The sequence below is a fragment of the Stakelama pacifica genome (assembly GCF_004361835.1).
Taxonomy (GTDB): domain Bacteria; phylum Pseudomonadota; class Alphaproteobacteria; order Sphingomonadales; family Sphingomonadaceae; genus Sphingomonas; species Sphingomonas pacifica.
Genome location: NZ_SNWD01000002.1, coordinates 310,350 through 333,246, shown reverse-complemented (window position 1 = coordinate 333,246; position 22,897 = coordinate 310,350). Strand labels below are relative to the sequence as shown.

At 62.8% G+C, this 22,897-nt stretch carries 32 protein-coding genes and 1 riboswitch; of the genes, 13 read left to right on the top strand and 19 right to left on the bottom strand.

Annotated elements, in window-relative coordinates; genetic code table 11:
• Window positions 1–2 precede the first annotated feature (2 nt).
• Entirely contained in the window at window positions 3–710 is a 708-nt protein-coding gene (locus EV664_RS04695) for a class I SAM-dependent methyltransferase (protein WP_229668093.1), read from the top strand.
• On the opposite strand, the gene EV664_RS04690 is transcribed toward EV664_RS04695, so the two are convergent.
• The 5 genes from EV664_RS04690 to EV664_RS04670 form a co-directional block, all read right to left on the bottom strand.
• Window positions 700–1,482, bottom strand: coding sequence for a helix-turn-helix domain-containing protein (locus tag EV664_RS04690; protein ID WP_133494520.1), 783 nt, complete (start codon window positions 1,480–1,482; stop codon window positions 700–702). The two genes, EV664_RS04695 and EV664_RS04690, sit on opposite strands and share 11 nt — an antisense overlap.
• A gap of 67 nt (window positions 1,483–1,549) precedes the next feature.
• Window positions 1,550–2,545 (bottom strand): alpha/beta hydrolase, encoded by a 996-nt coding sequence (locus EV664_RS04685; protein ID WP_133494519.1) that lies wholly within the window; start codon window positions 2,543–2,545, stop codon window positions 1,550–1,552.
• 154 nt (window positions 2,546–2,699) lie between these two features.
• Window positions 2,700–3,182, bottom strand: coding sequence for an RES family NAD+ phosphorylase (locus EV664_RS04680; RefSeq protein WP_170178724.1), 483 nt, complete (start codon window positions 3,180–3,182; stop codon window positions 2,700–2,702).
• Window positions 3,179–3,667 (bottom strand): type II RES/Xre toxin-antitoxin system antitoxin, encoded by a 489-nt coding sequence (gene parS, locus EV664_RS04675; protein WP_133494517.1) that lies wholly within the window; start codon window positions 3,665–3,667, stop codon window positions 3,179–3,181. The genes EV664_RS04680 and parS overlap by 4 nt, the downstream gene beginning before the upstream one ends.
• 121 nt (window positions 3,668–3,788) lie before the next feature.
• A complete protein-coding gene (locus tag EV664_RS04670; RefSeq protein ID WP_133494516.1) occupies window positions 3,789–4,409 on the bottom strand; it encodes a TetR/AcrR family transcriptional regulator in 621 nt (206 codons plus the stop codon).
• 77 nt (window positions 4,410–4,486) lie between these two features.
• On the opposite strand from EV664_RS04670, the gene EV664_RS04665 reads away from it, so the two are divergent.
• From EV664_RS04665 to EV664_RS04645, 5 genes are all read left to right on the top strand, one after another.
• Window positions 4,487–4,840, top strand: coding sequence for a darcynin family protein (locus tag EV664_RS04665; protein WP_133494515.1), 354 nt, complete (start codon window positions 4,487–4,489; stop codon window positions 4,838–4,840).
• A 132-nt stretch (window positions 4,841–4,972) separates the two neighbouring features.
• Entirely contained in the window at window positions 4,973–5,740 is a 768-nt protein-coding gene (locus EV664_RS04660; protein WP_373287491.1) for a sterol desaturase family protein, read from the top strand.
• Entirely contained in the window at window positions 5,703–6,110 is a 408-nt protein-coding gene (locus EV664_RS04655; RefSeq protein WP_308423510.1) for a DUF2141 domain-containing protein, read from the top strand. Before EV664_RS04660 ends, EV664_RS04655 begins: the two co-directional genes overlap by 38 nt.
• A gap of 114 nt (window positions 6,111–6,224) precedes the next feature.
• Window positions 6,225–7,067: a MipA/OmpV family protein gene (locus tag EV664_RS04650; RefSeq protein WP_229668094.1), complete on the top strand. Its 843-nt coding sequence runs from the start codon at window positions 6,225–6,227 to the stop codon at window positions 7,065–7,067.
• An 18-nt stretch (window positions 7,068–7,085) separates the two neighbouring features.
• Window positions 7,086–7,412, top strand: a complete 327-nt coding sequence (locus tag EV664_RS04645; RefSeq protein WP_133494514.1) for a hypothetical protein — start codon at window positions 7,086–7,088, stop codon at window positions 7,410–7,412.
• Between the two features lie 128 nt (window positions 7,413–7,540).
• On the opposite strand, the gene EV664_RS04640 is transcribed toward EV664_RS04645, so the two are convergent.
• Window positions 7,541–7,996, bottom strand: a complete 456-nt coding sequence (locus tag EV664_RS04640; protein ID WP_133494513.1) for a hypothetical protein — start codon at window positions 7,994–7,996, stop codon at window positions 7,541–7,543.
• Between the two features lie 80 nt (window positions 7,997–8,076).
• On the opposite strand from EV664_RS04640, the gene EV664_RS04635 reads away from it, so the two are divergent.
• Entirely contained in the window at window positions 8,077–8,529 is a 453-nt protein-coding gene (locus EV664_RS04635) for a MarR family winged helix-turn-helix transcriptional regulator (protein ID WP_133494512.1), read from the top strand.
• Between the two features lie 92 nt (window positions 8,530–8,621).
• Here the strand turns inward: EV664_RS04635 and EV664_RS04630 are convergent, their stop codons facing one another.
• Window positions 8,622–9,110 carry a flavodoxin family protein gene (locus EV664_RS04630; RefSeq protein ID WP_133494511.1) on the bottom strand — a complete coding sequence of 163 codons (489 nt, stop codon included), beginning with the start codon at window positions 9,108–9,110 and terminating at the stop codon, window positions 8,622–8,624.
• 77 nt (window positions 9,111–9,187) lie between these two features.
• Window positions 9,188–9,279: riboswitch (TPP riboswitch) on the top strand.
• Window positions 9,280–9,327: 48 nt separating this feature from the next.
• Here EV664_RS04630 and thiC point away from each other — a divergent pair.
• The 4 genes from thiC (at window position 9,328) to EV664_RS04610 (ending at window position 13,021) form a co-directional block, all read left to right on the top strand.
• Entirely contained in the window at window positions 9,328–11,205 is a 1,878-nt protein-coding gene (thiC, locus tag EV664_RS04625; RefSeq protein ID WP_133494510.1) for a phosphomethylpyrimidine synthase ThiC, read from the top strand.
• Between the two features lie 26 nt (window positions 11,206–11,231).
• On the top strand, window positions 11,232–12,386 hold the full coding sequence (locus EV664_RS04620) for a site-specific integrase (protein WP_133494509.1): 1,155 nt from the start codon (window positions 11,232–11,234) through the stop codon (window positions 12,384–12,386).
• Window positions 12,387–12,543: 157 nt separating this feature from the next.
• Window positions 12,544–12,786 carry a DUF4160 domain-containing protein gene (locus EV664_RS04615; protein WP_133494508.1) on the top strand — a complete coding sequence of 81 codons (243 nt, stop codon included), beginning with the start codon at window positions 12,544–12,546 and terminating at the stop codon, window positions 12,784–12,786.
• Window positions 12,761–13,021, top strand: a complete 261-nt coding sequence (locus EV664_RS04610; RefSeq protein WP_133494507.1) for a DUF2442 domain-containing protein — start codon at window positions 12,761–12,763, stop codon at window positions 13,019–13,021. Before EV664_RS04615 ends, EV664_RS04610 begins: the two co-directional genes overlap by 26 nt.
• A gap of 194 nt (window positions 13,022–13,215) precedes the next feature.
• Here EV664_RS04610 and EV664_RS04600 read toward each other — a convergent pair whose 3' ends face one another.
• Together EV664_RS04600 and EV664_RS19150 are read right to left on the bottom strand one after the other, a co-directional pair.
• Window positions 13,216–13,524 (bottom strand): alkylphosphonate utilization protein, encoded by a 309-nt coding sequence (locus EV664_RS04600; protein WP_133494506.1) that lies wholly within the window; start codon window positions 13,522–13,524, stop codon window positions 13,216–13,218.
• Window positions 13,525–13,630: 106 nt separating this feature from the next.
• The gene (locus EV664_RS19150; protein ID WP_162848762.1) at window positions 13,631–13,792 is read right to left on the bottom strand and encodes a hypothetical protein; all 162 of its coding nucleotides are present in this window, start codon (window positions 13,790–13,792) and stop codon (window positions 13,631–13,633) included.
• 137 nt (window positions 13,793–13,929) lie between these two features.
• Between EV664_RS19150 and EV664_RS04595 the strand changes: the two genes are divergently transcribed.
• Window positions 13,930–14,667, top strand: coding sequence for a hypothetical protein (locus tag EV664_RS04595; protein WP_188656360.1), 738 nt, complete (start codon window positions 13,930–13,932; stop codon window positions 14,665–14,667).
• A gap of 41 nt (window positions 14,668–14,708) precedes the next feature.
• Here the strand turns inward: EV664_RS04595 and EV664_RS04590 are convergent, their stop codons facing one another.
• From EV664_RS04590 to EV664_RS04575, 4 genes are read right to left on the bottom strand one after another with little or no spacing between them, the layout of a single operon-like run.
• Complete coding sequence (locus tag EV664_RS04590) at window positions 14,709–15,845, bottom strand: GGDEF domain-containing protein (protein WP_133494505.1); 1,137 nt, start codon at window positions 15,843–15,845, stop codon at window positions 14,709–14,711.
• A gap of 12 nt (window positions 15,846–15,857) precedes the next feature.
• Complete coding sequence (locus EV664_RS04585; RefSeq protein ID WP_133494504.1) at window positions 15,858–16,283, bottom strand: ion channel; 426 nt, start codon at window positions 16,281–16,283, stop codon at window positions 15,858–15,860.
• Between the two features lie 15 nt (window positions 16,284–16,298).
• Window positions 16,299–17,012 (bottom strand): uracil-DNA glycosylase, encoded by a 714-nt coding sequence (ung, locus tag EV664_RS04580; protein ID WP_133494503.1) that lies wholly within the window; start codon window positions 17,010–17,012, stop codon window positions 16,299–16,301.
• Window positions 17,013–17,042: 30 nt separating this feature from the next.
• Entirely contained in the window at window positions 17,043–17,456 is a 414-nt protein-coding gene (locus EV664_RS04575) for a DUF1810 domain-containing protein (RefSeq protein WP_133494502.1), read from the bottom strand.
• 78 nt (window positions 17,457–17,534) lie between these two features.
• On the opposite strand from EV664_RS04575, the gene EV664_RS04570 reads away from it, so the two are divergent.
• The gene (locus EV664_RS04570) at window positions 17,535–18,170 is read left to right on the top strand and encodes a DUF6445 family protein (RefSeq protein WP_133494501.1); all 636 of its coding nucleotides are present in this window, start codon (window positions 17,535–17,537) and stop codon (window positions 18,168–18,170) included.
• Here the strand turns inward: EV664_RS04570 and EV664_RS04565 are convergent.
• The 6 genes from EV664_RS04565 to EV664_RS04540 form a co-directional block, all read right to left on the bottom strand.
• Window positions 18,152–19,585, bottom strand: coding sequence for a UdgX family uracil-DNA binding protein (locus tag EV664_RS04565; protein WP_373287492.1), 1,434 nt, complete (start codon window positions 19,583–19,585; stop codon window positions 18,152–18,154). The genes EV664_RS04570 and EV664_RS04565 overlap by 19 nt on opposite strands.
• Window positions 19,557–20,039 (bottom strand): hemerythrin domain-containing protein, encoded by a 483-nt coding sequence (locus EV664_RS04560; protein WP_133494499.1) that lies wholly within the window; start codon window positions 20,037–20,039, stop codon window positions 19,557–19,559. The genes EV664_RS04565 and EV664_RS04560 overlap by 29 nt, the downstream gene beginning before the upstream one ends.
• A gap of 66 nt (window positions 20,040–20,105) precedes the next feature.
• Complete coding sequence (locus tag EV664_RS04555; protein ID WP_133494498.1) at window positions 20,106–21,353, bottom strand: putative DNA modification/repair radical SAM protein; 1,248 nt, start codon at window positions 21,351–21,353, stop codon at window positions 20,106–20,108.
• Between the two features lie 90 nt (window positions 21,354–21,443).
• Window positions 21,444–21,836 carry a hypothetical protein gene (locus tag EV664_RS04550; protein WP_133494497.1) on the bottom strand — a complete coding sequence of 131 codons (393 nt, stop codon included), beginning with the start codon at window positions 21,834–21,836 and terminating at the stop codon, window positions 21,444–21,446.
• Window positions 21,837–21,881: 45 nt separating this feature from the next.
• Window positions 21,882–22,418 (bottom strand): demethoxyubiquinone hydroxylase family protein, encoded by a 537-nt coding sequence (locus tag EV664_RS04545; RefSeq protein WP_133494496.1) that lies wholly within the window; start codon window positions 22,416–22,418, stop codon window positions 21,882–21,884.
• Window positions 22,415–22,897 (bottom strand): disulfide bond formation protein B, encoded by a 483-nt coding sequence (locus EV664_RS04540; RefSeq protein WP_133494495.1) that lies wholly within the window; start codon window positions 22,895–22,897, stop codon window positions 22,415–22,417. Before EV664_RS04540 ends, EV664_RS04545 begins: the two co-directional genes overlap by 4 nt.

Genomic DNA, 22,897 nt, shown 5'->3' with positions numbered 1-22,897 from the left:
CCGTGCCGGGATCATCCGACCTGCCGTTCAGCGATCCCAAAGCGGTGGCGAACTATGTCGAACAGACTCCGCGCAAGGTGCCGGGTCTTTTCGATCTCCACCGCATGGCGCATGTGCTGCTGACCGAGCGGCTGGGGCGCGAGGCGCGGCTGCTCGTGCTCGGCGCGGGCGGCGGGATGGAGCTTCGCGCGCTGGCCGCGGCGGAGCCGGACTGGCGCTTTACCGGTGTCGATCCGTCGGAGGCGATGCTCGCCATCGCTGCGCAGCTCACCGAATCCCATCGTGACCGGATCGACCTCGTCCCCGGCTATATCGAAGATGCGCCCGCCGGGCCGTTCGACGGCGCGCTGTGCCTGCTCACGCTGCACTTTCTCGAAGCCGGGGAGCGGTTGCGCACGCTGCGCCAGATCGCCCGGCGGTTGCGCCCCGATGCACCCTTCATCGTCGCGCACCATTCGCCGCCCGACCGCGATGACGCCGCCCGCTGGTTTGCCCGCTCCGCCGCCTTTGCCCGCGCCGACCCGCGCGACCCGGAGGCTCAGGCGTCGGCGCAGCAAATGGCGGAGCGGCTCCCCTTTCTGACAGCGGCGGAGGATGAAGCGTTGCTGGGCGAAGCGGGCTTCCACGCCATCGAACTATTCTACACCGCGCTCAGCTTCCGCGGATGGCACGGTCTTGCCCCCGGACCGCTGAACCCGATTACTGAATGAAATAGCCGATAACCTTCCAGCCATCGGCCTGCTTCGCAAGGACAACCGTCTCGGTCGCTCCGGCGCGATGGGCGAAGTCGGTGGCGAACTGCACCATCGCATAGTCGCCCTTCGGCGCACCCGGCAGTGCGTTCATCTGCTTCCCGCTTTTGAACGCGCGCGCCGTCACCTTGCCCAGCGGCCCGCTCACTGCCTTTGCCATATCGGTCCATCGCGCCTGTGTTACCTGTTCGCGAAACAGGCTTCCGGCCTCCGACCAGCTTTCGCCCCATGCGCCCTTGTCCATCAGCGCGAGCCAGTCGCGCGCTGCGGTCACCGCCGGGGCATTGGCGGCGATCGCGTCCGACTGCGCGGCTGCGGCTTCGGCGGCGGGCGGTCGCGCGGCATTCTGGCTGGGCAGGGCAGTGAAGACGAGCGTTGCGATGATCAGTGACATGATGAGCATTCCTCCTCCAAGCCAGACAAGCGGCAAACCGATTGCCGGGCGGCGTTGCGATGGAGGAAAGGTTTTGGGATCGGTGGGTGCGTCGGCCATCCCGATTTTCATGCGCCCGGATAATTGGGGGGTGGCGGCCTCGGCCTGTCCCAGCATCCGTGCGGCCTCGCGGCTGCTCGACACCCCCAATTTTTTGCGTGCATCGCGCAAACGATCATTGATCGTATGCACCGACAGGTCGAGCGTCGTCGCCACCGATTTGGTGTCATGCCCGGCGAGTAGCAGGCGAAGCGCCTCCTTCTCCCGCTCGGTCAGCGATTCGATTCGCTCGGTCATGGCGCTCCGTTCAATGCCGTTCCTGCCCGCATCTGCGTTTCTGTGGGGCAATTGTGCCGCGACACGCTCAGCGCGGCAACATCCCGATATCGGTCAGCCATTGCTTTGCTTCGCCCGGCCATTCGGTCGTCACCGGCGCATCTGTCGGCCGCATGCCGAACGCATGGCCGCCGCGCGCATAGAAGCGCACGTCCACCGGCACGCCCGCTTGTTTCAGCGCCAGCGCATAGGCCATCGGGTTGCGGACATCGTCGGTGGGATCGTTCATCGCATGGATGATCAGCGTCGGCGGCGCGTCCGGGCTGATCTTCACCCAGGGCGCCAGCGAAAGGTCGGTCGGCGCTTTGCTATTGTCTCGGATTCGCGCGGTATAGGCGATGATCGCGAAATCGGGCACGGGCGATTGCTTGTCGGCCGCATCGACCGGCGGATAATCGCGCGTCGGCGCATTGCTCATATTCGCGGCGAGATAGGCCCCGGCGGAAAAGCCGATCACCCCGATCCGGTCCGGATCGATATCATAGTCGGCGGCGCGCTCGCGCAGCATTCCCATCGCCCGCTGCGCGTCGTCCAGCGCCAGCAGCTTGTCGGGCCGCTTGCCCCCGGTCCATGCCTGCGGCACGCGATATTTCAACACCGCGCAGGTCATGCCCAGTCTGACCGCCCAGTCACAGATTTCGGTGCCTTCCAGATCCATCGCCACCGCCGCGAAGCCGCCGCCGGGCAGCACCAGCATCGCGCTGTGCGTACTCTCCCCCTTGGGACGATAAATGGTCATGGTCGGCCGCGTGACATAGCTTGCCCATTGCCATGGTTTCCCCGCCACCGGGCCGGTGCCATGGCCGACCTCTTCGGGATGGTCGCCGGTGTCCGGCTTGTCGAGCTTTACGCTCCGGGGCCACAGCACAATCTGCTCACCATCGGGGCCGGGCTGCCACACCTCTACCCAGGCGCCTTTCTTCACCTCCGCCAGCGGATCGACGGATTTCCCGCTCTGCGCAGAGGCGCTGGTGCCCCCAAGCGTCAGACACAGGAAAACAACCGTCAAAGGCAGACGAGGCATGGCACGCTCTCCCGAAAAGCCGCGCCGCGACCCGCAGCGCGCGCAAGGCGCAGCATGCCTCTGTGCGCCATCGGTCGCAAGACGCAGAAGCGCTTAAAATCAGCGTCTTTGTGCGATTTTTCCGTGCCGGGGAGGGGGCGGGGCGCTCCGGCAATCATCCCCGCGTCAGGCGCGGGTCGTACTGCCATTTGCGCACCTTGCGCGGGGTAATCCGCCCCGCATCGGGGTGGCGCGGGTTGATGAGGATATTCGCTTCTTCCGGCACGATCACCGATGGCACGATCAGCAGCAGCGATGCGCCGGATTTCGCCCAGCCGGTCCCGAAATCAACGCTGGTCAGGCTGGCCGGCTCCGCATCCCAACCGACGGAAAGCGACGCTTCGCTCTCCACTTGCGCCGCGTCCCACAGCGCGTCGTCGATCTCGATCCCGACTAGATAGCGGTTGAGCGGCAACCCGCCCGAATTGAGATGGACGAAGGTTTCAAGGCACGCCAGCGCCCGGCTGCTCGCGCTATAGAGCATCGGCGTGCCCTTGCGGTTCCAGCGCCCGCCGGTGACCTCCGCCCCCCGGCCGCTTGCATCATCCGCCGGATAGTCCCGTGTGTCCGCCGCGATGCGCCACACGGTGCGCGTCACGCAAAGGCCCCGCTCTGCACCTTGGCCAGCGTGTCGGCGACCAGCGCCTGCCCCTCCATCGTGTCGAGCAGCGACAGCGGTTTTTGCCCGCCCAGCGCGGCGAGCGGTTCGCGCAGCCATTGCGACAGCCACAAAGTCGCGTCGAACCCGCGCGGGTCGCCCGATTCCTCGACAATCGCCTGCAATTGCCCGACCAGCCGCGCGATACCCAGCACCCGCTCGCTTTCTTCGCTCGACAACGCTTCGCCGCGCGCCGCCTTGCGATTGACCGTCGCGATTTTCAGGTTGAGCGCGCGCAGCAGCGCCTGCTGATCGAAATGCAGATCGCTGATCATCTGCTTGGCATCGCCCGCCAGCACGCCGCTGCGGATCATCGCAATCCGCGCCTGCGGGGTGGAGCGAAAGATGCGGACATAGAAATCCTTGCCCCGCACAGATTTTGGCTGCCGCCGGGTGGGAGCAGCTTCGCTCGGGATAGTGGCCATAACAGCAATGCTCCTTTGAGCATCAAGATAGCGCATTTGAGCGAAATTTCAATTGCGCGACCGGTGGAGTCGAGAACCCAGATCGGAGGGAGGAAAGCGTCCGTCGATCCGGTAAGGTCGATCAGACGTGATCCGAACTGTTCAGATAACCGTCGACCGCTCGCCGTACCCGACGGGCAAGCAATGGCTGATCGCCTTCGCCGCGTTCCCCCGCTGCGTCGATCATGCCTTTGATGATGGCCAGTACATCTGCTGCTGCGACTTCCGGATCGGGCTGGTGCGGCAGATCCGGCCTCGCCAGCACCTCCAGCAATAGCGCCCGCAACCGATCCGACACACGGCGCGTATCCCGGTCGAACGGAAGTCGCGCCTCTTCGACATCGAGCAGGCGGGCGAGCGCTGGTCGTTTCAGCTGATGCGCAACCGCCGACCCGATCATGTCGGTCAGCGCCTGTGCGCCGTCCGGTGCGGTCGCGTCGCGCTCCCAATCGGCGATCAGCTGCCCCGTTTCGCGAACGATCAGCGCGCCGATCAGCGCCTCCTTGCCCGGAAAATATTGATAGAGCGATCCGATGCTCACACCCGCCCGCCCGGCCACGGCGTTGGTCGTGAATCCGCCCGGGCCGTGCTGCTCCAGAATGCGAGCCGCCGCTTCCACCAGCACGGCGACCGTCTCGACCGATCGCGGCTGACGAGGCGTTTTGCGCGGGGTGGGGCGATGATGTGGCGGCGGTCGGACCATGGTGGCAATGCGAGTAGCGAATATGAGGCTTTGCTCGCATTCTATCGGGGTCGAACACGTATTGCAAAGGACAGACCATGACCCCCGTTTCCGACCCCGCCATCACCGTCTTCATGCTGGTCAAGACATCGCCCGAATGGCTCGGCTTTCCGGTGGAGCGTCGGTTCGCGCTGTTCACCGAACAGTTCAAGCCGATCCTCAAAAAGCACGAATCCGTCGTTTCGCTGCGTTTTTTTGATGTCGAATTCTATTCGACGCGGGTGACCGATATCTGGATGTGGGATGCCAAAGACCATGAATCCTACCAGCTTCTGGTCGAGGACTTGCGCGAAACCCCCTTTTGGGATCGTTATTTCGACATCGTCGAAATCCTGCCCGGCGTGGAAAACGCCTATGCCCGCAATTATAATCGCGTACCGATAAACGCCTGACCGGATGGGGCGGCGCGGCTAAGCTGCGGCGTTGCCCCCGACTGGCGTCGACCCGCTCTCGCCACCGCCTGCGCGATCCGCTAAACCGCGCCTGTGACCATCGCGCTTGCCATCCTCGCCTCGGCGCTTGCCATGACGTTCATCGTCGGCGTTCGCTATCTCATCGCCAGCGGCGGCTTTGCACTGGCCACGCGCATCAAACATCCCGGCCTGTATGCGGGCCTCGACAAACAGATGTGGCGCGAGGTGCGCTGGAGCCTGTATTCCGCCGCCATTTACGGTGTGCCCGCAGGCGTGGTCGCATGGGGCTGGCAAAATCACGGCTGGACGAAAATCTATGCCGACATTCACGCCATGCCGCTATGGTATGTGCCGGTCAGCATTTTCGCCTATCTCTTCCTGCACGACACCTGGTTCTACTGGACGCATCGCTGGATGCACATTCCCAAATGGTTTCGCATCGCGCATGCCGTCCACCATGCCAGCCGCCCGCCCACCGCATGGGCGGCGATGAGCTTTCACCCGATCGAGGCGCTGACCGGCGCGATCGTCATTCCGGCGCTGGTGTTCCTCATTCCCATTCATGTCGGCGCACTGGGCGTTGTGTTGACAGTCATGACCGTTATGGGGGTGACCAACCATATGGGGTGGGAAATCTTCCCCCGCTTCCTGTGGTCCGGGCCGCTGGGTGCATGGCTGATCACCGCCAGCCATCATCAGCGGCATCACGAACGCTATGGATGCAATTATGGCCTCTATTTCCGCTTCTGGGATCGTCTCTGCGGCACGGATGAAGGCCTTGGGCGGTTCCGGCATCGGTCCGATGCAGCGCTTTGCCCGCCGGCTGGGGGTGGCGCTGATCGTGGTCGCACTGCTGAGCGGTGCCGCGACGCCGCCTGAATCGGGGCCGCTGACCGTCGAAATCGAAAATCTGCGATCGGACAAGGGGATGATCCGCCTGTGTCTCACCGCCGATGAAGCGCATTTCCCCAATTGCGACCGCGATCCGCGTGCCGTTACCCGTTCGGTTCCGGCGGGGCAGCGGGTGATCCTGTTTCCCGGCCTGGCTCCGGGCGATTATGCCCTGTCGGTCATCCATGACGAGAATGGCAATAACCGGCTCGACACTTTTGCGGGCATTCCGCGCGAAGGCTTTGGGTTTTCGCGCAATCCCGCGATCCGCTTCGGTCCCCCGCGCTTCTCGGCGGTGCGTTTCGAAGTCGGTCCCAAAACGCCCGTTCAGGATGTGCGGATGCGCTACATTTTCTGATGATGCAATTCGGCAACGGTGCCGTTCAATTGTAACATCGGCGTAACGCATCGCCGGACCCGAAGCGACCATTCATGCGTTCGCAGCGCAAACAATACCGAAAGGGACCCATTCTTGTATATTCGCTCGTTCATCGCCGCGAGTGTCGCCGCCATTTCCGTGCAGCCCGCCCTCGCTCAGTCGTCCGGCGCTGACATCGACACCGGCGGCGATCGGATCAGCATCGGCGTCGGGGCTGCCAATGTGCCCGATTATGAAGGCGCCGACACCAACCAGTGGACGCCCGCCGCGCTCGTCAATGGCCGGATCAGCGGGGTCGATTTCTGGTCGCGCGGAACGCAGCTCTATGTCGATCTCATTCCCGATAAGGGCGGGGTGGGGACGAAGTTCAGCGCAGGCCCGATCGCCGGCGTTCGGCTGAACCGCACCGGCGATATCGACAATGCGCAGGTGCGTGCGCTGGGCAAGCTCGACACTGCCTATGAACTGGGCGGTTTCGTCGGCATTTCGCGCACCGGCGTCATCACCAGCGATTATGACTCGCTCTCGGCGCGCATCGCGGTGGTCGCTGATGTCGCGGGTGCCTATGACAGCTATGTCGTCACCCCGCAGATCAGCTATCTCACGCCGCTGTCGCGCACTACGGCGGTCGGCCTGACCGCTTCGGCCGATTATGTGGGTAAGGGCTATGGCCGCACCTATTTCTCGGTCACGCCGCAGGGCAGCGCAGTCAGCGGACTTCGCACCTATGATATCAGCGACAGCGGCTTCAAGAACGTGTCGTTCGGCCTGTACGGCGTGCAGAGCATTACGGGCGATTTGCTCCACGGTCTGGGCGTCGGCGGCGGCGTATTCTACAGCCGGATGCTCGGCAAATATAAGGACAGCCCGCTCGTCTCCGATGTCGGCGATGCCGATCAGTGGACGATCGGCGCAGGGCTTACCTACACCTTCTGATCCCGATGATTACAAACCATGCCGCCCGCTGACACCGCGGGCGGCCATCCGGTCACGCCCGACGGACGTTATTTCGTCGTGCGTGGCCGGCTATGGCGGATGAGCGATCCCACGCTCGATCCCGAAAAGCGCGAGGCGCTGGTGAGCGAACTCATGTCCGCCCGCCGCGCCAAACGCGACGCCCCCGACGATACCGCCCGCAAGGATGCCCGCCGCCGCGTCGATGCCGCCAAACGCGCCCTTGGCGAACGCGGCCCCGTCTGGTGGAACGACAACGCCCCCGACTGGAATCGCCATCTCGCGAAGAACACGCCTTACGCGGAATGGTTTGCGGGGCTGGGCTGAGACGCGAGGCCGAAGGTGGCTGTCGAAGAAGCGCAGAATGCAGCTGCGAAGGACCGATACGGGGGTAAAAACTGCCGGTCACGTAAGGGAGCGTCCCTCGCAGCCACGCGAAGAGATACGCAGCTTGCTCAATTACTGACGTCGCGCAGCGCCGGACGTTTGCGGGTCAGACGCAGTCCGTCGCGCATGTTGAGGCTGAGCAGGGTGATGTTCACCGCGCCCGCGATCAGCTCCAATGTTTGCACGATGTAAAACCCGGCATCGAAGGACTCCGCCTGAGCCTTGAACGACAGATAAAGCGCCGATGGTATCAGAATTAGAATACCGCTCCCTGCAATGATCGGCATGCGCTTGCGCTTCACACTGACCAATGGGTTGCGCCATCCCTTGCCCAATAGAAAACCGGAGCCGCCTGCCGCCATCAGCGACGGGATCAGGATCAGAAAGCCCCACGGGATCATGGTCTTGACGGTGACGACCAGCGCGTCACTGCCAAACAGTTCTGACGACACCGTGGATAGCCAGAAGAAACTAATGGTCAGCAGAGCGATTGCGCCTGCGATGGGGTGGATCACTCTCGCCATGGAAACCTTCCGCGTTCTCCAAAAACATAGTCAGCTATGTAATCTTGTATAGCTTGCTATGCAAGTGCTAACAGCGCGGTATGAAATTTTCTAAAGAGCTGTCAGCCGGATACCTCGTCAATCACATGGCCCGGCTTTTCGAGAGAGGACTCGCTGAGCGCATCCGTCCGCTTGGACTTACCCCCGGCACGTTCCCGGCATTGCTGGAACTGTGGGAGGGCGATGGGCTCACGCAAAAAGAGCTGGTCGAACGTCTGGACATTGAACAGGCCACCATGGCCAACACGCTGGCGCGCATGGAACGCGATGGGCTGGTCCGGCGGCAAAAGGACGAGGCAGATGGCCGGGTGCAGCGGATCTGGTTAACCGACCATGCAAGGGGGCTGCGCGATGCGGCAATTGAGGCGGCCAGGTCAGTCAATGCTGAAACAATGGCCAGCCTGTCAGCGCAGGAGCAGCGTCAGCTTGTCGCACTGATGCAAAAGATCGTTTATGACGACAAGGCGTCTGCAACGCCAACCTCATCGGAATGACCGGCAGCATTGGGGCACAAGCGGAACGAGCATTTTTTGCCTTGCCGGGCAAAGCGTAGCAGCTATCGCTTCGGCTTTCCGCCCCGCCCGGCCTAAAACACCCCCATCGCCAGCCCCGCCGCCAATGCCTGCCCCATCTCCCGGCACGTCGCCAGTTCCTCCTCCCCAATCACCTTGGGCGCCAGAATAGCCTCGGGCGTCTGCGCATCGGTATTGACGATCATCGGCTCTGCCACTTCGCGCAACCGCCAGCCCTTGGCGATCCGCGCAATCTGCCGCACCGCGCTTTCCCCGTCCGAGCCTGCGCACACCATCACCGCATAGCCGCGCCCCTCGATCCGCCCCAGCACGGGATAGTAGGTGCGGTCGAAAAACTCCTTCATCATCCCCGACATCGCCGCCAGATTTTCGGGGCACACGAACAGATATCCGTCTGCGCGCAGCATATCCTCGACCTGAGCATCGCCCGCCGCGACCATCCGCACCGCGCAGTCCTCAGCCGCCGCGCCCTGGCACGCCGCGCGCGCCATCGCCTCGCTCCCCCCGGTGCGCGAATGCCAGACGATCAGCAGCTCAGCCATGGCCCGAAACTGCCCCGCGCAGCACGCCCTGCCAACCCCCCTTTCATGCGCGATCCAAACCCGTTACACATGACCCATCCCCGGGGGAGCGCTGATGCAGCGCTTGAGAGGGGGGCCGCAGCCCCCGACCCGCTGAACCTGATCCGGTTGAAACCGGCGTAGGGAGGGAGCGGCCGCACCGGCGTATCGCTTCCTCCACAAGGAAGGAACGACACTGATGGCCGATATTCCCGCCCGTACCGAAATGAAAGTCACCACCGGCCCGATTCGCGGCAGCCGAAAGGTGCATGTCGGCCCCCTCAACGTCGCCATGCGCGAGATCGACCTCGAACCCGGTTGCGGCGAACCGCCGCTTCGCGTCTACGACCCCTCCGGCCCCTATACCGACCCCAATGCCCGCATCGACATCATGGCCGGCCTGCCCGAACTTCGCCGCGACTGGATTCGCGGCCGCGACGATGTCGAGGAAGTCACCCAGCGCGAAGTAAAGCCCGAAGACAACGGCATGTCCGGCCCCGACCGGTCGGGCGGCGTCCAGCCCTTCCCGAACGTGCGCAAGAAAGTACTGCGCGCGAAACCCGGCGCGAATGTCAGCCAGATGCACTATGCCCGCAAAGGCATCATTACGCCCGAAATGGAATATGTCGCGATCCGCGAAAATATGGGCCGCGACGCGATGCACGAGGCTGCGACCCGCGACGGCAATAGCTGGGGCGCGGCGATCCCCGACCACGTCACCCCCGAATTCGTCCGTGACGAAGTCGCCCGCGGCCGCGCGATCATCCCCAACAATATCAACCATCCCGAAAGCGAGCCGATGGCGATCGGCCGCAACTTCCTCGTGAAGATCAACGCCAATATCGGCAATTCGGCGGTGGCGAGCGACGTCGCGGCGGAAGTCGACAAGATGGTCTGGGCCACCCGCTGGGGCGCGGACACCATCATGGACCTGTCGACGGGCCGCAACATCCACGACACGCGCGAATGGCTGCTGCGCAATTCGCCCGTGCCGATCGGCACCGTGCCCATCTATCAGGCGCTCGAAAAGGTCGGCGGCATTGCCGAAGACCTGACCTGGGAAATCTTCCGCGACACGCTGATCGAACAGGCGGAGCAGGGCGTCGATTATTTCACCATCCATGCCGGCGTTCGCCTGCCCTATGTCCCGATGACGGCAAAGCGCGTCACCGGCATCGTGTCGCGCGGCGGATCGATCATGGCGAAATGGTGCCTCGCGCATCACAAGGAGAGCTTCCTGTACGAGAAGTTCGACGAGATTACCGAGATCATGAAGGCCTATGACGTCGCCTATTCGCTGGGCGACGGCCTGCGCCCCGGATCGATCGCCGATGCCAATGACGAGGCGCAGTTCGCCGAACTCTACACGCTGGGCGAGCTCACCAAAAAGGCGTGGGATCAGGACGTTCAGGTGATGATCGAAGGCCCCGGCCATGTGCCGATGCACAAGATCAAGGAGAATATGGACAAGCAGCTGGAGGCGTGCGGCGAAGCCCCCTTCTACACGCTTGGGCCGCTAACCACCGACATCGCGCCGGGCTACGACCATATCACCAGCGGCATCGGCGCCGCGATGATCGGCTGGTACGGCACCGCGATGCTTTGCTACGTCACGCCAAAGGAGCATCTGGGCCTTCCCGACCGCGACGATGTGAAGGTCGGCGTGGTGACGTACAAACTCGCCGCCCATGCCGCCGACCTTGCCAAGGGGCATCCGGCGTCCAAGCTGCGCGACGATGCGCTGAGCCGCGCCCGTTTCGAATTCCGCTGGCGCGACCAGTTCAACCTGTCGCTCGATCCCGACACGGCGGAGCAGTATCACGACCAGACGCTCCCGGCAGAAGGCGCGAAAACCGCGCATTTCTGCTCGATGTGCGGCCCCAAATTCTGCAGCATGAAGATCACGCAGGAAGTACGCGACTTCGCGGCAAAGCAGAATAGCGACAGCTACCTCGCCAGCGAAAACATCCGCCGCGAAACCCCGGCAGACGAACGCGAAGACGCCCGTGAAGGCATGGAAGAAATGAGCGAAAAGTTCAAAAAAGAAGGCGGAAAGCTTTATCTGCCTGCTGACTAATGCCGAAGGCTTGCCTGACGCCAGAAATGGTCGATGCGATTGATCCGCCGATCCGGGGAGAAACCTGGATCGGGGACAATCATCTCGACCATTTCGGGTTGCGGGTATGGGCTGGCAAGAAAGGCGGAGGCAAAGCCTACGCAATTCGCTTGCGCGACCGATCCGGCGTTTTGGTTCGAGAAACATTTCGTCCTGAACGTGACTACGCGCTTTTTTGGTGGCGTCGGGACCGGGACAAGCCGCTCGGCCATTTCTTAAATGCTGCGCGTACGTGGGCGCGCGATCGGATCGCGTTTCATCTGGGCTTGCCAACATCGGCCGATCGTAGCGAACGAGCTTGGCAGCGGCGAAAAGCAAAAGTGCTTTCGACAATGATTGGCGATGCTTTCGATCACAAAATCGCTCGGTTGCGACGCAGTTCAAAGGATCATTTATATTTAGACCAGATCAGCAATCTGGTGGGTAGCTATGTCCCAAAGGCGATACTCGCATCGACATTTGACGATGTGCCTATCCGGGAATTGGCGGAGGCCATTTCTCAACCGGGGATCAGCCGTGGAAACGGCAAAGTTCTCAGGTCGTTTGTAGGCGGCGTATTCAAAGATGCTGGCGACCAGTTTGGTCCGCTCCGTCGGAAGCTCAAAGCGCTTCAACGGCAATGTGCAAAAAATCTGGATTCACGCAAATCGCCGCCGTTTCCAGAGATTTTTAAAATAAGTGATGCAGACTATCAGCGGCTTTTCGATGCTCTTGAAGCGGATAAGAGCTGGCGTCAGGCTTTGGCGATTCGCCTTTATTTCGCTACCGAAGCAAGGCTTCAGCCGATCCTGCGCGCGCGATGGTCAAATATCATCGATTCCATCTGGTATCCTTACCTGCCGGATGAACGAAAGCTTTGGTTTGTATCTAGACAGCCGCTCCGTGACGAAGGAATGCGCATTTTAGCACTCATCGAGCGACGCCATAGGGAAGAACAATTGGCCTCGCCCTATCTATTTCCCTCACCCGCCTCCGAGAATGCTCCGATAAAGACGGTGCAGCGGCATTGGCAGAGATGCAGCCAGAATTTCGGTTGGAATGGACTGCTGATGTCGCACGTTGTTTTGCGCCACCGACCTCGCGCAAACCACAGCTATTCCTTGGAATTTTACCAAAGATTTTCCGTGTTTGATCGCTTCTAAAGCGTGGCCGCTGTGTCCAAAGTCGCAAAACGACGAAAACAAAACCCAATTTCTGCAAATGGTTATCGGTAGGGCGTTGGTCTCCGTAAATTTTAATCGCTTGAGCTTCGATTGCGGTCGGCTCACGTTGAATGGGCCGCAACGAGAGCTTAGCCCAATGCCTACCGCACTTCGCAAAGACGGGTATCGCTTCTATTTCTTCAGCCATGAACCCAATGAGCCGCCGCATATCCATGTCGACAAAGATGGCGCGACACTAAAGGCTTGGCTCGACCCCATTTCACTTGCCAAAGCCAGCGGCTTTCGCCCGCGGGAAATCAATGCCATATTAGGGCTAGTAGCGGAGCATCGATTGACGCTGCTGGAGGCATGGCATGAACATTTCGGTCAGAATAACTGACGAGCGCGTAGCCGATGTGCACTGCACAGAGGACAGCCTCGTCGTGGATTTGATGGATGGACGCACAATCTCCGTTCCCCTTGCCTGGTATCCGCGCCTTCTCTCGGCAACGCCGGAGCAGCGATCGGTCTGGGAGCCAGCGGGCGGGGGGTTTGGCATTCATTGGCCGGAGATCGATGAAGATTTGAGCACCGAAGGACTTTTACGAGGGATTCCGGCACCGAGAACTGCGTGACATAGGCTGGATTTGCGCGCCGATCATCGGAAACGCGGCTCAGTTCAAGCCGCATCCTTGCTTCCGGCGCTCTTGCGCAGTCCGGCGCGCAGTTCATCAAGATAGTCGAACGGATCGCGCTCACTCACCCCCGAAGCGCGTCCCTCATTGATCGCGGGCCGCAAGCGTCGCCGCGCTTTCTCCAGCTCGCCACCCTACCGCTTCTTCACAAACTCCGCGCGCAGCACCAGTCCTTTGATACCGTCGAATTTGCAGTCGATTTCCTGCGCATCGCCGGTCAGCCGGATCGATTTGATCAACGTGCCGCGCTTCAGCGTCTGGCCTGCGCCCTTGACCGTCAGGTCCTTGATCAGCGTCACCTGATCGCCATCGGTCAGCACATTGCCCACCGCGTCGCGTACTTCGACCGCGTCTTCGCCGCCGCTATCTGCCTTTGCTGCGGCTTCGCTCGCGGGAATCCATTCGCCGCTGGCTTCGTCGTACACATATTCTTCGTCGCTCATATTCGGGCTCCGTGTAAAAACGACGGACCTAAGCCGCCGGGCCCTGCGCGACCAGCCAAAAAGCACGACCGGCGCCCGCGCAATAGCTACGGGCGCCGCGCCGCGATCAGCTGTTCAGATTCACCATCGCGACCGGTTTGGTCGACGGGTTGGAGGCGTTCTGCTTTTTGGGCTTTTCCGCTTTGGGCTTGCGCACTTCGCGGTTCGATCGTTTCTGGCTCTTGGCCATCATGGTTCCTTCATGGACGACATCGCCCGCCACCCTCATACGCCCTTTCCGGCCCGGACCCTGCATCAATTCGGCGGTGCTGATGGATGCCGATCCGCCACACCCAAATCCTACATTGTCCTACAATCCTGCGGATTCGCTGTCCTACACGCGCAAAATCTGGTTCATCCTGTTCGATGACCCATGGCAGAACCCCCATCCCGCCCGAAGGCCGCGACGATGTTTCCGCCTTCGATTCCGATTTCGATCCGGTAGAGGTGCGTCCGCGCCACGACGGCTGGACGCCCGACAAACAGGTCGCCTTTGTCGAGGCGCTGGCCGAATGCGGCTGTGTCGATCATGCCTGCGGGCGCGTCGGCATGTCGGCCAGTTCGGCCTATGCGCTGCGCCGCCGCGTCGATGCCCAATCGTTTCGCGTGGCATGGGATGCCGCGCTTGATTATGCGGTCCGCCGCCTGTCCGATGCTGCTTTTTCGCGCGCGCTGAACGGCGTGGTGCGGCCGGTCTTCTATCAGGGCGAACAGATTGGCGAGCGGCGCTATTATGACGAACGCCTGACCATGTTCCTGCTGCGCTATCGCGATCCCGTCCGCTATGGCGCATGGCTCGACGGGATGGAGCATCAGCGGCACCCCGACGGCGCGGCGCTCACGCTGTCACAGGCGATCGACCGTGTGGCGCAGGATGGCTGGGCCGATGCTTTCGGGGTGGAGCGCGATGCGCATGACCCGATCGCCACCGCGCACCACCTCACCGAACGCGAAGTCGCCGACGCCCGCAATCAGGCGATGGACCGCGAGGCCGAACGCGAAAAGCGCGCGGTGCTCGACGGGATCGACGCGATCATCGCGGAAGTGGCCGAACAAAAGGGGAAGGGGCAGGCAAGCGGAGAGGGGGCGCGAGGCGGGACGTAGTGTGAACTTCCACAACTTCCGCGCGGGCGAACGGCGATCGCTTATGCCGCCGCGCGCGCCCGCCGCCGCCGGTCCGGCCGCAATGCCTTTTGCGCGTACAGCCGCATATCGGCGGCGTGGAGCAGCGCCGCCGCGCTTGCCCCGTCCGCCGGGCTTGTCGCCGTGCCGATGCTCGCCCCGACCGACAGCGTCACTCCGTCGAAATCGACCGGATCGGGCAGGGTGCGCGAAAGCTGCTCCATCACGGGGGTCGAATCCGAACCCGCGGCGAACAGGATGGCAAACTCATCGCCGCCCAGCCGCGCGACCGACAGCGCCTCGGGTGCCGCTTCGCGCATCCGTGCGGCAAGCGCGATCAGCACCGCATCGCCCGCCTGATGGCCATGGCGATCATTGACCGGCTTGAACCCGTCGAGATCGGCCAGCGCGATCAGCACGGATTCGCCCCGGCCAAGCGCTTCGTCCAGCGCACCCTCAAACGCGCGGCGATTGTCGAGCCCGGTCAGCGGGTCCGCCTGTGCCATCTGCTCCAGCCGGTGTTCCAGCACCAAAGTCGAAATCGTCTCACGATATTTGGAAAGGACCACGCCCGCCTGCATCACACTGACCAGCGCCAGCATCACCGACATCGCCCGCAGCGAATCATACGGATATTGCGACAGCTTGATGACGATCGGCGCCAGTGTCGTCCCCATCGCCGCAATCGCGGCATAGGGTACGCTCAGCAGGCACGTCGCCGCAATGATCGCTGCGATGCCGATAAATACCGGCGCGGTCATGCAATAATATTGCTCGGTCTCGGTAAAGGCATTGATGCACCAGAACCCCGCGACCAGCCCCAGCGCCCCGGCAATCCCCGCCGCGAACCGGTGCTGCCGCCGCGCCGCCGCTGCGGTTTCGGGCTTGCCCCGGATGCGGCTGACGGCCAGCACGGCAAGGCAGGTTCCGGTGATGATCGCCGGCGGTGCGACCTGCTGCCACCAGGGCAGATCGCCCAGAATCGCCCATGCCATGGCAAGCGAATTGCCCGCGATCAGGATACACAGCAGCGGCAGAAAGCCATGCAACCGCTCGCTTTGCTGCAGCGCCAGCCGGTCGCGAATCGCTGCTGGCACTGTGGGCCGCACCAGCGCCCGGATGCCGCCGCCAGACATGCGCTTCACCGCCGCAACCGCCATTGCTCGTCCCCCTTATCGTCGCCCCAATCGCCCCACCACCGTTACGAAAAATGCGGTGGACCAGCCGAGAAGGATCACCCCGTTAATCCCCTCAATCGCCGCAACCAGTCGCCATGTCGCGGCGAGTCCCTGATCGTCATATCCGATCGTCGCATAAGTTATCGTCGAAAAATAGACGGCATGTTCCAGCGCGCCCAGCGCACCGCCCGCCAGATACAGCAGCGCATAGAGCCATATCTCGATTCCGTGCAGCACGAAGAGGCCAAGCACCAGCGTCAGGACGAACACGAATCCGCGCCAGGATGCATGCGGAATATGCGCCGCGCGCTCCTCGGCTTCCTCCAGCCGCATCAGCCGGACCAGCGCGATGATCCCGCCGCCATGGATCGCGACGGTCAGCAGCACCATGGCGGTGGCGATGGCCAGCTGGGCGATCATCGCCGGTCCATCCTCCTACGCCGCCGCTTCGCCCGCATCGGCGGGCAGCGCCCAGTCGACCGGTGCGCGCCCCTGCGCCTGCAAAAACGCATTGGCTTTCGAAAAATGGCGGCATCCGAAAAATCCGTTATGCGCCGACAGCGGCGAGGGATGGGCGGCTTTGAGCACCAGATGCTTTCCCCCGGCTTCGACCGACCGGATGAACCCGGCCTTTTTCTGCGCATAGGCACCCCAGAGCAGGAACACGACCGGCCGGTCCTGCGCCGCCACCGCCTGCACCACCGCATCGGTGAAGCGCTCCCATCCGCGCCCGCGATGCGAAGCCGCATTGCCCATCTCTACGGTCAATACGGAATTCAGCAACAACACCCCCTGCCGCGCCCAATGTTCCAGATGCCCATGCCCCGCCGGTTCGACGCCGAGATCGCTGCGCATCTCCTTGTAAATATTGACCAGACTGGGCGGCGTGCGGACGCCGGGCCGGACGGAAAAGCAAAGCCCGTGTGCCTGTCCCGGCCCATGATACGGGTCCTGCCCCAGAATGACGACGCGCACCTGATCGAGCGGGGTAAGGTCGAGCGCACGAAACCATTCGCGAGCCGCCGGGAAGATTCGCTTGCCCGCCTTGCGCTCACCGATCAGAAATTCGCGCAATTGCGCCATATAGGGCGAATCGAATTCGCCCTGAAGCGGAGTCAGCCAGCTGGGATCGAGCTTTACCGAGTTCATGGCCGCGACGCTAACCGCAGCGTCGCCGCCTCACAACCGTCTGAGCGTCTCGGGATCGCGCTCGCCATCGTAAAACGCGTCGAGCACCGCGCCGAACGGCCCGGCGGCAGTGACCCGTTCGAACAGCGTCATCGACGATCGCAACTTCACCGCGTCGATATCGCCCATGATCGCGCGCGCACTGCGCTCGCCCGCATGGGCAAGCACCGCTTCGCTCGCGGTGACGAGGCGCGGGCCGAGTATGTCATGCGCCAGATACGCGGTCGCCTCTCCGATATCGGCAATCGCATAAAATTGCGCGGTGGGACTGCGGCCCAGCCCGGCAATCTGCGGAAAGATGAACCACATCCAGTGGCTGCGCTTCTCTCCAGCCTGCAACTCGGCCAGCGCTGCTTCCCAGACGCCCTGCTGCGCCTCGACAAAACGGTGGAGCGGATCGGTCATGCACGATACAACGCATTGCGTCCGAAAGCGGATGCGGCCATTGCATCGGTCTGTCTTTGCACCGAAACCTGTCGTCTTATGCTGCCTTCGCTCATCATCCTCGACGATTTTCTGCCCGACCCGACCGGTTTTCGGGAAGCTGCTCTCGCGCTCGAATATGATCCGGCGTTCAAAAAGGGCAAATATCCCGGCCTGCCCTCGCGCAGCCCGCTCGCCATCGGCAATCTCGACGCTGCGATATCGGCGCGGCTGGGGGTGCATGTCGAGGGGATGCCCGGAACGCTGCACGAGCATTGCCGCCTCACCCTCGCACGCGAAACCGGCAAAACCGGCGTGCATATCGATCCGTGCTTTTATTCGGGGATATTGTTCCTGTCGCTCAACCGTGATTGTCAGGGCGGGACCGATTTTTTCCGGCATAAGCTTACCGGACTGGAAGGTGTGCCGCGTACCGACGACGCGCTGCTTCAGGCGGGTTTTCGATCGGCCGACGAATGCGTGCGCCGCGTCGTCAATGCCGACACCAATTTCCCCGACCGGTGGGAACGGGTGATGCGCGTGCCGATGCGCTTCAACCGATTGATCCTGTTCAGCCCATGGCTGTTCCACAATGCCGCCCCCGGTTTCGGAGACCGGCCCGAAAATGCCCGCCTCGTCCATCTGATGTTTTTCGCAGCCGCCCGCCGACCGGAGAGTCAGCCAAGCAAGGCGTAAGCGGCTTTCAGATCGCTGAGGAAGCGCGCTTTCTCCTCTTCCGCCTTTGCCGCATCGGGAATGCGCAGCAAATAGCTGGGATGGACCGTAATCCACCCCGTGGCGCCATCGCCCAGTTCGATCGGCCGCCCGCGCTCGCGCCCGATCGTCACCGTCCGACCGAGCAGCGAGCGCGCCGCCGTCGCCCCCAGTGCGACGACCACTTTCGGCCGGACCAGCGCGCGCTCCTGTTCGACCCACCAGCGGCAGGCCTCGATCTCACCAGCGTCGGGCTTAGCATGGATTCGCCGCTTGCCGCGGGGCGTGAATTTGAAATGCTTGACCGCATTGGTGACATACAGCGCGTCGCGTTCAATCCCTGCTGCGGCCAGAACTTCGTTTAGCAGCTGCCCCGCAGGGCCGATAAAGGGGCGCCCGGTCAGATCTTCCTGATCGCCCGGCTGCTCGCCGATCAGCATCATCGCTGCATCGCCCGGTCCTTCGCCGAACACCAGTTGCGTCGCATCTCTGTAGAGGGGGCAGCGGGTGCACCCCGTCGCTTCCTCGCGAAGCGCGGTCAGCGTCGCGGTGCGATCTCCCGTCATACTGGCTCGGTCGGTCGTAATCATCGCTCGCTCGCGTTGCCGCGCGGTGGCGATCAGTTCGCCGACCAGCGCGGTCTCCGGCATATTCTTCCAATATTTGCGCGGCATCTCTTTCAGCATCGCCCGTGCTTTCAGCCGGGCGGGATTGAAGATCGACGCATAATAAGTCTTCCACACCGCTTCGACCGGATCGTCGCCGGGAGCATCGCCGCGCACCGCTTCCGGACCTTCGCGTAAGGTCTCGCCGTCCCAGTGGATCGATCCTTCGGGCGTCAGGATCGACCAGCGCATCGCGGCGAAGCGGTTGACGAAAAAAGCGGCATTGGCACGGACGATATGATGTTCGGGTTCGAACCATGCGACATAATGGTCGCCGCTCTCGTCCGTGACGCTGCGGAAGCGGACAAAGGCCCGCATCTTGTGCATGTCGCGCCGCACCGATTTGGCCATCGCCTCGGCGCGGCGCATCATGGGATCGGCGCGATCGTCTATCAGCGCGGGCTGTTCCGCCATGCGCAGCAGCAGCGCATAGCAAAGCGAAAACCGTTCGGAATCGCGATGAAGCAACACGCCCCGGGCAAGCTCGATAAACCGCTTCGACACCCGGATTTCACGATTCCCCGGCGGAAGTGCCTCGCTGGCCGGTGAAGCGAAAAGATCGCCCGCCGCATCGCCGACCTGCCAGTGCACCGCGTCCGCCGGCACTTCAGCGGCGGCGAGCGAGCGGGCGGCGTCGCGCCACCCGTCAAAATCATCCTCGCCCGCCAGCCTTATGCAAACGCTGCGCGCCGCCGCCTGCCGATCATTCGCGATCGTCGCCGGCCTCGCTATGTTCGGCACGTTCCGCCTCGCGCGGTTTGCGCGTCTCGAAGATCTTTGCAAGCCGCGCCTCTTCCGCATCCGACAGTCCGTCGGCGGCGGCGGGGAACATATCCTCCTCTTCTTCATCGATATGATGTTCATACCGGTGACGCATTTCCTTGAACGTCGTCAGCCAGCCGCTCGAGCTCATATCCTTATCAGCAAGCTCGCCCAGAAAATCGTCGATTTCCTTATGCTCCGACACCGAATGCCGCGCATCGTCGCGCAGATCGGGCTTTTCGAGCATCGCTGCATATAGCGACTCTTCTTCCGCTGCGGCATGCGCCGACACTTCGACCCGGAATTTCTCGAACAGCGTCCGGCGCTCCTCGCTGTCCCCCTGCGTCTCGGCAATTTTGGCGAGCAGATCGCGATGCCGGTCGTGATCGTCCTTCAGGTCCTGAAAAATCCGCGCATCGGCCATCGATATATCTCCTGTTCTGGTTCGCGCCTTTCACAACCGGCGAGAGCGTCAGAGGTTCAACCGGCCTTATGCTGCGAACAGTTCGAGCTGCTCGGCGCGCGGGGACACGAAGCGCCGCAGATCCGCCTGATCCGACAGCATCACCGGCCGCCAGTCCGCTGCGATCAGAAAGGGGCGAACCTTGTTCACCGAAACGGTCAGCCGCGCGATGTCGGCGATCCGCAACTGCCGCCATCGGCGCGTCGACAGAATCGCATTCACTGCCTTCACCCCGAGGCCGGGCACGCGCAGCAACATTTCGCGCGGTGCGCGGTTCACATCGACCGGAAAGCGATCCCGAAATTTCAACGCCCAGGCAAGTTTCGGATCGATATCGAGCGGCAGCATTCCCGTCGCCGGGTCCGCCGCCTCCGCCACTTCGTCGGGCCGATATCCGTAAAAACGCATTAGCCAGTCCGACTGGTACAGCCGATGTTCGCGCATCAGAGGCGGGCGTTGCAGCGGCAGCACCGCGCTTGCCTCCGGGATCGGGCTGAACGCCGAATAATAGACCCGGCGCAGCCCGAAGCGCCCGTATAGCTGTGACGCGCGCAGTACGATATCGCCATCGGTGGCGCTGTCGGCGCCAACGATCATCTGCGTCGACTGGCCCGCCGGGGCAAAGCGCGGTGCCGAGCGATAGCGCCGCCGCGCATCGCCGCCATCCTCGATCGCGCGATGCATCGCCCCCATCGCGCCTTCGATTCGCGGCTGCGACTTTTCGGGCGCAAGCCGTTTCAGCCCGCGCTCGGTCGGCAGTTCGACATTGATCGACACCCGGTCGGCATGGCGCCCGGCCGCCTCGACCAGCGCCGGATCGGCATCGGGGATCGTCTTGAGATGAATATAACCGCGGAAATCATGGTCTTCGCGCAAGGCCCTTGCGACCTCGACGATCTGCTCCATCGTATAATCGGATGAACCGATAATCCCCGACGACAGAAACAGCCCCTCGATATAATTGCGCCGGTAAAAGGAGAGGGTGAGGTCGACCACTTCCTTCGCCGTGAACCGGGCGCGCCGGACGTTCGAGCTTTTGCGGTTGATGCAATAATGGCAGTCGAAAATGCACGAATTGGTGAGCAGGATTTTGAGCAGGCTGATGCAGCGTCCGTCGGGTGCATAGGCATGGCAGATGCCCATCCCTTCGGTCGAACCGATCCCCTTGCCGCCCGCCGAATTGCGTTTCACCGTTCCCGACGAGGCGCAGGACGCGTCATATTTCGCCGCATCGGCCAGAATGCCCAATTTGTCCTGAACGGATAGTTGTGCCATGCCGTTCTTGTTATGTTCTGAAATCCAACTTGTCAACGCGGGTGTATAAACGCTATCGGCGAAGCCATATCCGCCGATAGCGCGTTCCGGTCACTTCCCGGCTTCGTCGGCGGCGTCGCGACGCTGGCGATATTCCTGTTTGCCGCGATTGATCATCTGGGCGGTGCAGCCGGTAAAGCCACCTGCGCCGACCGCCGAACAGCTGCCCACGCCATTCTCGCCCGCATTGCGCACATCATCCACCCGCGTTGCCCAGCTACCGCGCTGCGGCGGCACATCCTCGTCGCGCAGCTCTTTGGGGATGCGATAGCGCTCATCTTCCGGGCGACGCGAACATACGACGATTTCATTGCCGTTCGAATCGGTCGGACACACATCGTCGCCATAGATGACCAGTACGCCGTTCTGCGTCTGCGCATGCGCCGGCGCGATGCCTGCCGCTCCGGCAATGCCGATCAGGGCAGGGATAAGCCATTTCGCCATTTCAATCCTCCTTATGCGCCCAACGCATCGGCGCCGCCGATTGCTTCAAATTCGTTTCGAAAGCCCGATCGCGACCCGGCATCCCGCCCGGATCAGCCCGGACAGCAGCGGATAGGCCGGGGCATTTTCGGCACCCGCTTCCAGCGCAGTATCGCGATGTTCGAGTTCTTCGTTGCGAAAGCGCGCCACCGCTTCCGACAATTCGGGATCGCTGTCGCCCAGCGTTTCGAGCTGGCGCGCATAATGCCGGTCGATTTCGGTCTCGACTGCCGCAGTGCACGCCATCGCCGCTTCCGGGCCGATCGCTGCCGTTGCCGCACCCAGCGCATAGCCCGCGACATGCCAGAAGGGCTGGAGCGCGGTCGGCCGCACCCCGCGCCGCGCCAGCATCGCGTCGAAAAATTCGCGGTGGCGCACCTCCTGCTCGGCCATGCCCGCGATCGATGCCGCATGGGCGGTGCGGTCCGACATGATGGCAAGCTGACCGCCATAAATGCGCGTGGCGCCGAATTCGCCTGCCTGATCGACGCGGATCATATCGGCGACGGCTTCGCGCCGGTCGCCCGGTTTCCAGCGAGTCATGCCTTTCTCCTCATGGCTGACAATAGCAGGATCGCGGCCGCACCGCACAGCGAAAACAGCGCATTGAACCCCGCGAGCGAAATGCCCATCAGCGTCCATTGCGGCTCGTCGCACCGAACGATCGGCGCATGGATCACGTTCAGAAAGTCGGCACCGGGTTGGAACGTCGCGGTGCACGCGGTGATGCCGTCCCACCATTTATATTCGACCCCTGCATGAAACACGCCGATCAGCCCGCTCGCCGCGATCAGGATCGCTGCCAGCACGACCAGCGCGATCGCGTCTTTGCCTCCCTTCGGCAAGGCAAAGGACAGCAGCGCGACGATAATCGCGGCATAATGGGGCCAGCGCTGCCACTGGCACATTTCGCACGGGATCAGTCCGCCGATATATTGCGACCCCAGCGCCCCCGCCATCAGCGTGAGGGGGAGCAGCAGCGCCAGCCATTGCGCGGCGCGAAACCGTGGGTTCGTCCCCAT